The organism is Paenibacillus forsythiae T98 (genome assembly GCF_000520735.1).
GTDB classification, from domain to species: Bacteria; Bacillota; Bacilli; order Paenibacillales; family Paenibacillaceae; genus Paenibacillus_AQ; species Paenibacillus_AQ forsythiae.
In genome coordinates, this window is the sequence record NZ_ASSC01000258.1 from 1 (window position 1) to 10,570 (window position 10,570).

The 10,570-nt window shown below is 57.7% G+C and carries 8 protein-coding genes and 1 pseudogene; 5 read left to right on the forward strand and 4 right to left on the reverse strand.

The features are described 5' to 3' along the window. The 3 genes from L692_RS0108775 to L692_RS0108785 form a co-directional block, all read left to right on the forward strand. Nucleotides 1–656, forward strand: a 656-nt coding sequence (locus L692_RS0108775; RefSeq protein WP_025699052.1) for a dihydrolipoamide acetyltransferase family protein, incomplete at its 5' end; no start/stop codon positions are given. Between the two features lie 14 nt (nucleotides 657–670). Beyond that, nucleotides 671–2,056: a dihydrolipoyl dehydrogenase gene (gene lpdA, locus L692_RS0108780; RefSeq protein ID WP_025699054.1), complete on the forward strand. Its 1,386-nt coding sequence runs from the start codon at nucleotides 671–673 to the stop codon at nucleotides 2,054–2,056. Between the two features lie 317 nt (nucleotides 2,057–2,373). Further along, nucleotides 2,374–4,344: a sigma-54-dependent Fis family transcriptional regulator gene (locus L692_RS0108785; RefSeq protein ID WP_025699056.1), complete on the forward strand. Its 1,971-nt coding sequence runs from the start codon at nucleotides 2,374–2,376 to the stop codon at nucleotides 4,342–4,344. Nucleotides 4,345–4,431: 87 nt separating this feature from the next. Here L692_RS0108785 and L692_RS0108790 read toward each other — a convergent pair whose 3' ends face one another. Further along, the gene (locus tag L692_RS0108790; protein WP_376717966.1) at nucleotides 4,432–5,472 is read right to left on the reverse strand and encodes a M23 family metallopeptidase; all 1,041 of its coding nucleotides are present in this window, start codon (nucleotides 5,470–5,472) and stop codon (nucleotides 4,432–4,434) included. A 411-nt stretch (nucleotides 5,473–5,883) separates the two neighbouring features. Between L692_RS0108790 and lipA the strand changes: the two genes are divergently transcribed. Next, nucleotides 5,884–6,789 (forward strand): lipoyl synthase, encoded by a 906-nt coding sequence (lipA, locus tag L692_RS0108795; RefSeq protein ID WP_025699059.1) that lies wholly within the window; start codon nucleotides 5,884–5,886, stop codon nucleotides 6,787–6,789. A 46-nt stretch (nucleotides 6,790–6,835) separates the two neighbouring features. Next, nucleotides 6,836–7,501, forward strand: a complete 666-nt coding sequence (locus tag L692_RS0108800) for a YutD family protein (RefSeq protein ID WP_025699060.1) — start codon at nucleotides 6,836–6,838, stop codon at nucleotides 7,499–7,501. 111 nt (nucleotides 7,502–7,612) lie between these two features. On the opposite strand, the gene L692_RS0108805 is transcribed toward L692_RS0108800, so the two are convergent. From L692_RS0108805 to L692_RS32540, 3 genes and pseudogenes are all read right to left on the reverse strand, one after another. Then, nucleotides 7,613–9,061 (reverse strand): S41 family peptidase, encoded by a 1,449-nt coding sequence (locus tag L692_RS0108805; RefSeq protein ID WP_025699061.1) that lies wholly within the window; start codon nucleotides 9,059–9,061, stop codon nucleotides 7,613–7,615. Between the two features lie 218 nt (nucleotides 9,062–9,279). After that, nucleotides 9,280–10,083 carry an NAD kinase gene (locus L692_RS0108810; protein ID WP_025699063.1) on the reverse strand — a complete coding sequence of 268 codons (804 nt, stop codon included), beginning with the start codon at nucleotides 10,081–10,083 and terminating at the stop codon, nucleotides 9,280–9,282. A gap of 70 nt (nucleotides 10,084–10,153) precedes the next feature. After that, nucleotides 10,154–10,570: pseudogene (locus L692_RS32540) on the reverse strand (sporulation integral membrane protein YlbJ); the annotation flags it as partial.

Here is a 10,570-nt window from a genome sequence, read left to right on the forward strand (position 1 = left end):
CGATGAGCGCCATGCGCAAGGTCATCGCCAAACGGATGCGTGAGAGCGTAGACATCTCGCCGTCCGTTACTTACAACATGCGGCTGGATACAACCGCGCTTGCCAATCTTAGACGGCAGCTCCAGGCTTCGCGAAAGATCACATACACCGATCTGCTGGTCGCGATCACGGCCAAGGCGCTGCTGGAGTTCCCGCTGCTTAATTGTTCCATCGAAGGCAATGAGCTGGTGTTTCACAAAGCGGTTCATATTGGCGTGGCTGTCGGTCTGGAAGGCGGATTGGTCGTGCCGGTAGTCCGCGACGCCCATCTGAAGGGCCTGGGCGAAATTTCCGAAGAGGTCCGCCTGCTGGCCGCAGCCGCGAGAGACAATGCCCTGACCCCGGCCGAAATGACGGGAGGAACCTTCACCATTACCAATCTCGGGATGTACGGAATGGAGTCCTTCTCCCCGATTATCAACCAGCCCGAAGTAGCGATTCTCGGCGTAAACGCCATCGTGGATACTCCGGTTGCCGTGAATGGCGAAGTCGTTGTCAAGCCGCTGATGAATCTCAGTCTGACGGCGGATCACCGTGCGGTGGACGGCGCGGTTGCCGCCGGGTTTATGCAGAGAATCAAGGCGTACGCGGAGAATCCGGCGCTGTTATTGCTGTGAAAGGAGAATGCGGGATGAACATTGTGGTGCTGGGAGGCGGTCCGGGCGGCTATGTCGCCGCGATAAGGGCCGCCCAGTTGGGAGCGGAAGTGACGCTGGTGGAGAAGCAGGCTTTGGGCGGGACCTGCCTTAATGTTGGCTGTATACCGACCAAAGTGCTGCTGCATACATCGGAGCTGTATTCGGCGCTGAAACGCGAATCGGCCGAAATCGGTCTGGATATTCCGCAGCTTGCGGTGGACTGGAAACGGCTGCAAAAGCGCAAGGACAAGATAATCCGGATCAACACCGGCGGAATCGGCGCTTTGCTTAAGAAGAATAAAGTGGCCCAAATCACCGGCACCGGCAGGTTTACCGGTATCCATGAACTGGAGGTGACCCTTGGGGACGGCAGTATCCGGACCCTTCATTTCGACCGTGCAATCGTCGCCACCGGCTCGTCGCCGTCCCGGGTGCCGATTCCGGGGACCGAGCTGTCCGCCGTGATCACAAGCGACGAGGCGCTATCGCTGCCGGAGGTGCCGGAAAGCCTCTGCATTATCGGCGGAGGGGTAATCGGCTGCGAGTTCGCCAGCATTTACAGCAGCCTGGGCTGCAAGGTTACGATTATCGAGATGCTGCCGGAGCTGATCGCCGCGATGGACCGGGACATCGTCCGCTGTCTGCGGAAGGAATTTGCCGCTGCGGGCGTTGACGTTCACACGGAAACCCGGGTTGAGCTTATTGAGCAAACGGCGAAGGGCCTGGCCGTTACGGCGGTATCGCCTTCCGGCAGCCTGGTTATCGAAGCGGAGAAGGTGCTGCTGTCCATTGGCCGCCGTCCGGCGGCGTCGGGACTCGGGCTGGAGCTTCTCGGCGTTACTATGAAGAAAGGCGCCATCGAGGTCGACCGGAACATGCAGACGTCGGTGCCGTCCATCTATGCCATCGGCGACTGCGTCGGCGGGATCATGCTGGCGCATGTCGCCTCGGCGGAAGGCATTGTTGCGGCGGAGCATATGATGGGAGAGCCGTCCCCGGTGGATTTCCGGACGGTTCCGTCCTGCGTGTACACAAGACCGGAGCTGTCCTCGGTCGGCTTGACCGAGGAAGGCGCCCGGGAGCAGGGATTGGAAGTGAAGACGGGAAGCTTCTCCCTGCAGGCCAACGGCAAATCCATGATTATGGGTGAAACGGGCGGCCTGGTCAAATATGTCACCGATGCGCGGACGGGCGAGATTCTCGGGCTTCATATCGCCGGTCCGAGAGCCACGGATATGATTGCGCAGGGCGCGCTGGCGCTTCGGCTCGAAGCGACGGTGGATGAGATCGAAACGACGATCCATGCCCATCCGACCGTTTCCGAAGCGCTGCTCGAAGCGGCGCTTGCCGTGAATCACCGCGCGATCCATTCGCATTAAACGAAGCCTCCCTGTTCTTGGCCTGCGGATAAGATGAACGGTCGCTGCCGTTTTCCCGTATTGGGAAATTGTCATGAGATGTTCAACTTATCCGTTTTTTTGCGCGTATCCGCTTCCCGGCGGCCCCTTATAATAAAAGCATAGTGTAAGCGTATACAAAAAAGGCCTGCGAACGCCGCGCGGTCAGCCGATACGTGCCGGCAGTCGGCCAACACGCGTTTGTGGCGGGCGAAAGTAAAGGTTCTTCTGCGCGGGAAGCGGCCAGATGCACGCAGGGCAAAGGCAGACGCACGCAGGGCCAAAGGGAGGCGCGAGTAATGATCAGTTATCCAACTACGCCAATAAGCCGGGATGCTGCCCCGGAGCATGGGGAAATCCCGGAAGGCATGCGGCCTGTTATATTCGCTTCATGGAGGAGATGCCGGATGGCCGGAGTCAACCCGCAGCAGGGAACAGGTGTGCAGGTATCCCGGGAAGAGCTGGCGCGGCGGCTGAAAGCGAAGAGTCTGCTCATTTCCGTAGCCCAGCCGATTATGAACAGCATCTATCAGGCGATCAAGGATACGGTGTACGCCATTGTGCTCACCGATCAGGATGGCGTGCTGCTCAGCACCCTGCTGAACAAGGAGATCGAGCCGGAGTGCGCGAAGGTGAATTTTGTCGAGGGGGCCAAATGGGATGAGCTTAGCGTAGGCACCAACGCCGTCGGAACCGCGTTAGCCGTGGATATGCCGATCCAGGTGCTCGGGGGCGAGCATTACTGCCAGTCGCATTACGCATGGACCTGCTCCGCAGCCCCTATTCACGACAGCTCCGGCCGGGTGATCGGATGCCTGGACCTGTCAGGCAAAGCGGAGGATGTCCACCCCCATACCTTCGGCATTGCCGTGTCGGCCGTAAGCAGCATCGAAGAGCAGCTTAACGTGCTGGAGACGAATCAGCTGATGAACGCCGTATTCCAATCGATGCAGGACGGTCTGCTGGTCATTGATACGGAATACCGGATCAGGCAGTTCAATGAGCGGCTGGCCTCTATTTTTATGCTGGAAATGGAAGAGGTACGGAGGCTGGATATCAAGGAATTGCTGCAGGATGTCGATCTGGACAGTGTGTTCGAGAGCAAGCGCCGCATCAGCTATGCGGACTGCACGCTTACGGTGCAAGGCAGAAAGATCGATTGCATGGTGAATATCTTTCCGTACTCCTGCGGAAATCAGGTCCTTGGGGCATCGCTCTCGATCCGGGAGGCCAGGCAGGTGCGCAGAGAAGTCAACCAGCTTGCGGGCTTTAAGGCGAATTACCGGTTTGAGGATATCGTGACCCATAATCCATACATGCGGGAACAGATCGATTTTGCCCGAAGAATCGCCGGAACGAACTGCACGGTTCTGATTGAAGGCGAGAGCGGCACCGGCAAGGAGCTGTTCGCCCAGTCCATTCATAATGCCAGTACACGCGCGGACGGACCGTTTATCGCTATTAATTGCGCGGCCCTCCCGAGGGAGCTGGTGGAAAGTGAATTGTTCGGTTATGAAAAAGGCTCCTTCACCGGCGCGCTGCGCGAAGGCAATCCCGGCAAGTTCGAGCTGGCGAATGGAGGCACCCTGTTCCTGGACGAAATCGGAGAGCTGTCGCTGGAAATCCAGGCCAAGCTGTTGCGGGTGCTGGATAACCACAAGGTCCGGCGGATCGGAGGCAAGCATGAGCGCCTGCTGGACGTCCGGGTCATAGCGGCGACCAACCGCGATCTGCTGGAGGAAATCACGCAAAAGGCTTACCGAAGCGACCTCTATTACCGGCTGAACGTCATCAACCTCAAGCTGCTGCCGCTGCGGGAGCGTCCCGAGGATCTCGGCCCGCTTGCCCGGCTCTTCCTGAGCAAGTGCAACCGGGACAATCCCGGACCGGCCAAACATTTTGACCCTGCCTTTCTGGAAAGACTCCAAGATCGGCAATGGAGAGGGAATGCTCGCGAGCTGCAAAATGCCGTACAGCGCGCCTACTACTTATGCGGCTCGGATTGTATTGCGGAATCGGATGCGGTCCGCATTCCGTCCGGGCATAAGGAGAGCGGACTCCAGGACCGTCGTCCTGCGCTCGGCCGCGCGTCTGTCCCCGCTGATCCGCACGCAGTCAAGAGCATGCGGCAGAGCGAGATCGAGAGCATTCGCCGCGCGCTGGCGGCAAGCGGCGGCAATGTTGTGGGCGCGGCCCGGATGCTGAACATCGGCAAGTCCACCCTGTACCGCAAGCTGGCCGAATACGGCATTGGCAAGGGCGGGGATTGATCCGCTTAAGATCCTCCGTTTTTGTGGAAACGAATACCTTACCGCCGAGACGGCGCACCCGCCATTTCCGAATATTGGGACTCCCCTTCAGCGGCCCTTGTTGTTCTTCTTCAGCGCCTTCCGCTCGGCAATCTCCCACTGCTTTAGCAGCGGATAAGGATCGAAGGCCCATTCCGTCAGCCCGCGGTCTTTGTAAATGCCGTAATGCAGATGCGGCGGGAATTTCCCCTGTGTGCCCGGTTTGCCGTAGCCGGAGCTGCCGGCCCAGCCAAGCTGCTGCCCGGGAATGACGATATCGCCAGCGGACAGCGATTTGTCGAAGCCGGACAGGTGGGCGTAATAATGGTAGCGGTTCTCAATATCGCGGATGCCGACCCGCCAGCCGCCGTAGCGGTTCCAGCCCTTGGTCTCCAAGATGCCGTAGCAGGTGCTCCGTACAGTGACTCCGTGCGGCGTGAACAGGTCGGTGCCTTCATGTATCCGCGCGCCCCCCCAGCTTCTTCCGGTTCCCCAGGTGCTGCGGAAGGAGTAGGTGCTGCCGAGCGGTAGCGGAAAGGCGCTGCCCGACAAATCCAGACGGCCGAAATGATCGTACAGCTTGGCAAATTGGGCGATGCGCTGGGAGGCGCGGCCGTTGTGATAATATTCCCAGACGCCGATCCCGAAGTCGCTCGCGGAATTGCCGTATTTCATCAGATGGTCCGCTATGGTGTACAGCGCGTCGATATCATTCTCCGGATCGGCCTTGCCGTCTCCGGAACCGTCACAGCCAAGGCCGTTAAAGAAGGCGATCGAAGCCGGAGAGGTATCCTCCTGGTTCGGATTCAGCGGTCCGCACCACAGCGGCGCGGGGATGTGGATTCCAGTCAGGCGGTCAGGCGCGCCGCCTCCGGATTTGCTGCGGCCGGCTAGCGTGCGTTCATACTGGTCAACGGCGGCCAAGCGGTACCAGGGAATGCCGGTGGCCGCGCTCATCTGATCGTAAAGCTGCTGCCTTGCGGCATAGACGTTTCCGGCGGCGGGGGACCGGAGGGCGTTCTGCGAACCGGCGGCGGGACGCCCGCTTTTGGCGGCTTGCGGTCTGTCCGACGCCGCGTCATTTTTTTGCGGGACGGCCTTTGCCTCTATATCCTTCAGAGCAGCGCTCCCCGCGTCCGCCGCCGGGTCATCAATCCCTCCCCACAGCAGAGCCGCCGCAGACAGAGACAGCAGGGCCCGTCTCGTATTTACGCTCCATAACGGCACAGTAAAAGTCCTCCTTTGTATTTCCGTATAAACTGACGCTTTACTTTAGATTGAACAAATCCGCGTATTTTATCCAAGCTTTAAGGGGAGAGAGGGCGGGCCGAGCCGGTTTTTCCGGTGGTGACCATGTTTTTTGGCACAGAAATCATACAGGAATGATATAGTGTTCCGTTCTCCTGTCGCTTTTGTCACTTATCTTTCACAAAAACAGGCATTTCCCTACGGCGCATGTTATAATGTAAGGCAGTAACTTCAAAAGCTATTCATATTCAGACGGAAGAGGGGTTTACTATCATGACAAGAAAAGAAACTGCCAAACAACCCAAGCCGGATTGGATTCGGATTAAGCTGACGACCGGTGAGAATTATCAGGATATAAAGGGAATGATGCGTTCCAAAACTTTACATACCGTCTGCGAGGAGGCGCGCTGCCCGAATATTTATGAGTGCTGGGCGAACCGTACCGCTACTTTTATGATTCTAGGCGATATTTGCACCCGCGCCTGCCGCTTCTGTGCGGTTAACACCGGGATGCCTACAGAGCTGGATCTCCAGGAGCCGGAACGGGTGGCCGAAGCTGCGGAAGGCATGAACCTGCGGCACTGCGTTGTAACGAGCGTGGCGCGCGACGATCTGAAGGACGGCGGGGCGAAGATTTTTGCCGAGACGGTAGCCGCAATCCGCAGACGTCTGCCGCTGTGCAGTGTGGAAGTGCTCATTCCCGATTTCCTCGGCGACCGGGGCAGTCTCCAGATTGTTATGGACAGCAATCCCGACATTCTGAACCACAATATCGAGACCGTCGAACGCATGTCCGACCGCGTGCGGGCCAAGGCGAAGTACCGCCGCTCTCTGGAGCTGCTGCGCCAGGCCAAGGAAATGAAGCCGACTATCCCGACCAAATCCAGCATTATGCTGGGCGTTGGCGAGGAGTGGGATGAAATTTTGCAGGCGATGGACGATCTGCGGGCGGTGGATTGCGATATCCTGACGCTGGGCCAATATTTGCAGCCTTCGCCGCAGCATCTGGACGTCGTGAAATACTACCCGCCGGAGGAATTTGCGCGGCTGAAGGAAGAGGGACTGAAGCGGGGCTTCAGCCACGTCGAGGCCGGGCCGCTTGTGCGAAGCTCCTACCATGCGCATGAGCAGGTCCAATCGGCAGAGAAGACCCGCGAGGAGCGCCTGGCGGCGAACTGACCGCAGACGCAACATATTTTTTAGGTGAAAGGCAGGCGAGTCTTGCTTGATCATTATAGGCGGCAAAAGCTACGAGCTGATGGTAAATCATAAGGAAGGCTGGAATCCGGAAAGCTTCCGCGGAAGGTACAGCGAGGTGCTTGACCGCTATGACTATATTGTCGGCGATTGGGGCTACAGCCAGCTGCGTTTGAAGGGATTTTACCGGGATAATCATCCGAAGGCGAACCGGGATACGGCAATTTGCGGATTGGTCGATTATATCAATGAATATTGCAATTTCGGCTGCGCCTATTTTGTCCTCCGCAAATTGAAGGATGCTCCCAAAGACCCGGGCGCCAGGGATATTCTGGTCAAGGAGCCGGGCGAGGCTCAGAAAGAGGCGCCTGTCAAGGAGACTGCTGTCCGGGAGATCCCCGCCAGGGAAGAGGCGATTCCGCAGCTATCCTCCAGGAAGTTCCAGGCGGAGTCGGCGGTTTCCCGGGAGCAGCCCGCCAGAGAGTACACTCCCAAAGAGAGACCGCCGTTCAAGGAACGCGGCAGGGATCACCGGAACAAGGATTATCAGGGCAGAAAAAGCGGACCGCGCGAGAATCAGTCCCGCGAAGCCCAGGGCCGGGAGAATCAGCCGCGCGGCAGCCAGACCAGCCGTGAAGCCAGGCCGAGGGACACTCGGCAGAAGCCGCCCCAGGGTCCTGCGGGCCAGCCGTAACGCGCTTGAAGCCGGGACGCAGAGTCCGATCTTAATAAAGGTGCCGCCTTCGTTCCTCAGGAACGTTGGCGGCACCTTTATCATTTCAGGCCGGAATAAGCAATGCCGCCCTTATTTTACGGACAGCGTCAGGCGGTTCTGCGGCTGATTATAGCTCCAGACCAGCGACGGGAATTTCTTCTTGAAGGCATCCAGAGCGATGAAGATTTCATCGTTTTGGGAGAGGGCTTCTTTGGAGCCGGTGGTGAAGCTGAAGGCTTTGCCGGACGCGGATGTTACAATGGCTTTGTTATTCTTGGCGTCCCATGTCAGATCGCTTTCCACCAGCGCCGAGAGAACCCGGGCAGACGCATAGATTCTGCCGCCCTTCTTCACCAGACCGACATTGCCGACAAAGGCGGTGCCGCCAACGTCGAGAATGTGGTTGTCGCCCGCCGCATTGATCGATTTCATGCCCGCGAACTGGAGGGCGGTAATAATCTGCGCCGCCTCGCCCTTGACCTCAAGATCTGGCGAGAGTCCGATATGGTTGAAATCGGCTTTATTCGGAGTGAGATACCGCTGGGTGGTCAGCTTGAGCAGGCCGCCGTCCGACAGGTCCAGCAGGCTCTGGATTCGGGCTTTTCCGAAGGTTTTGGTTCCTATGACGGTGGCCAGGTGATTGTCATGCAGCGCCCCCGTCAAAGCTTCGGAGGCGCTTGCGGTATATTCATTCGTCAGAATAACCACAGGCACATTCATTTTGGTGCCGTCCGTAATCGTAACCGGAGTAAGCACGTCCTGGTTGTCTGCGGTATACATCATAACTCCCTTGTCGATGAACTGAGAGGCGATGTTATAAGCGGAATCCATGTACCCGCCGACATTGTTGCGGAGATCAAGGATCATGGATTTCATTCCCGAGGCCCGCATTTTTTGGAGTACGGCCGCAAATTGCTCGTCTGAATCCTCCGTGAAGCCGTTTAGCGAAATATAGGCGATTTTGGGCCCTACGATTTTGCCGGTAACGGAAGGATAATTGATCTGGCTGCGCTTCACGGCGTAATTCTTGACCGCGCCGCCGCGCTGGATAAGCAGTGACACTTTGGTGCCTGCCTCGCCGCTCAGAGGATCGCTATTGAACTCGCTGATTTTAATCCCGTTAATCTTCAGGATTGTATCCCCGCGCTTCAGCCCGGCGCTTTCTGCGGGCGATCCCGGCAAGACCTGCTCAATGTACAGCTCATTCCCCGAGTAGGCCAATTGCACCCCGATGCCCACATAATCAAGAGCCAGCTGATTTTGAAGCGCCTGGCTCTCTTCGCTGCTGAAATATTGACTGTAGGGATCGTCAAGCGAATTGACCATGCCGTCGATCGCAGCGCGGATCAGGGTCTCCCTGTCAGCTCCGGTCAGACTGTAATTCTCCACATACTGCATGACCTCATTAATCAGTTCGGTGTCCGAAGAACTCTGGCCAGCGGCCTCGCTGCTATCTGCGGCCAAAGCCGCTGGAGACAAAATCAGCGACAGGGCCAGACAGCCCCCGGCCGCTGCGGCCGTTAACTTCTTGAATGTCATCTTTGTATACGCCCTTTACGGTTTATTTGATCTGTTTGTATGTAACTATTTGTAAAATAGGCTCATTATACCATTCTGCTGCTCTTCCGTCTATCAATTATAGCAGCTCGTGGCAGATTGATAGGGCGTTAAAGGGCATGCGGCGGAAGCCGGTGCACGGACGTGCATCGGCTGTTTGGAAAACCGGAATCAGTTTAGCGCACAGATGGCGGGATCGGCTATACCAGGAATGACGAACGCACGCGCTTCCAGAACGGAAACGGGCGGTAACGGGCGAAGCTGACCTTTTTCTCCGATACCTGGCATCTGACAGACACCAGATCATCGATCGGATAGTTGGTATGGTCAACGGTCAGCATCAGCCTCTGCTCTCTCCGGGAGAAAATATCACAGTGATGATGCTTGGGCAGAAGCAGCGGGGAGCCCATTGTCCGGAACACCCGATTGTTGATCGACGCGATTTCCGCAATCTGCAGCGCCTCAATCGAAGGATGAACCATCGCTCCTCCGAGACTTTTATTATAGGCTGTGCTTCCGGAAGGCGTAGAGACGCAAATGCCGTCGCCACGGAACATCTCGAATGTCTCGTCGTTAATGTCAATCTGGAGAACCACCGTGCCCTCAACCCCTTTTAACGTGAACTCATTAAGGGCGATATGCGAGGAAGTACCGGACTTCCTGTGGATTTCCAGCTCGACAAGCGGATATTTGACGATGCGCGGCTTGTGAGACGAAGGGTCGCCTATTCCGCACATATAGTCGACGAGCGCCGATAGCTCCTCGCACTGCCAGTCGGCATAGAACCCGAGATGGCCGGTATGGACGCCGACGAAGGCCAGCTCCGGAATCCGGTCAATAAAGGTATGAAAGGCGTGAAGCATGGTGCCGTCTCCGCCGATGGAGACTACGATTTCGGGAGATTCCGCATCCAGCTGCAGCCCCCGCTCTTCCGCCAGCTTATGAAATTGTTGGCTGAGATCAATGGACAGTTGATCGCCACGGTCCAGGACATAATATCTCAAGATGAATTAGACTCCTTTGTTGGTTCTGTCATACACCGATCATAATCAATCTTGCTTAGGAAAACAATGTTTAGCGGCGAGAGCGCCGGAGATTCCCCAGGACGCTGGCTGCGGCGGCGGCGGCAAGCGACAATAACAGCGTCCCGGCCAGCAGTAAGGCAAGCAGCATGAAGGCGGAGGCGGGAGTATGCAGGATAGGACCCGGCGTCCAGAGCGGAGCCAGCGCAGGCGAAGCGTTCATCATCGGCCGCCACAGAAGCAGGGTCAGCAGGGCGGAGAGGAAAGCATGCAGCAGACGGGCTGCCGCAAAGGGTAGATAACGCAGTCCGGTTCCGTTCCAGATGCTGGAGACCTGGGCGTGCACGGACAGTCCTCCCCAGGAGAGAACGAACGCGGCGGCGGCGGCCTTGAAGGGAAGGGCGGCGGCGGCGGTCCCGGCCGCCTTGGCGCCGAGCGTAACCTCGAAGAAGCCGCTGGTTACCGCCTC

What these genes read in the sequence shown, in the direction of transcription:
- L692_RS0108785 (WP_025699056.1), top strand. Translation starts at nt 2,374, where the DNA reads ATGATCAGTTATCCAACTACGCCAATAAGCCGGGATGCTGCCCCGGAG.
- lpdA (WP_025699054.1), top strand. Translation starts at nt 671, where the DNA reads ATGAACATTGTGGTGCTGGGAGGCGGTCCGGGCGGCTATGTCGCCGCG.
- lipA (WP_025699059.1), top strand. Translation starts at nt 5,884, where the DNA reads ATGACAAGAAAAGAAACTGCCAAACAACCCAAGCCGGATTGGATTCGG.
- L692_RS0108805 (WP_025699061.1), bottom strand. Translation starts at nt 9,061, where the DNA reads ATGACATTCAAGAAGTTAACGGCCGCAGCGGCCGGGGGCTGTCTGGCC.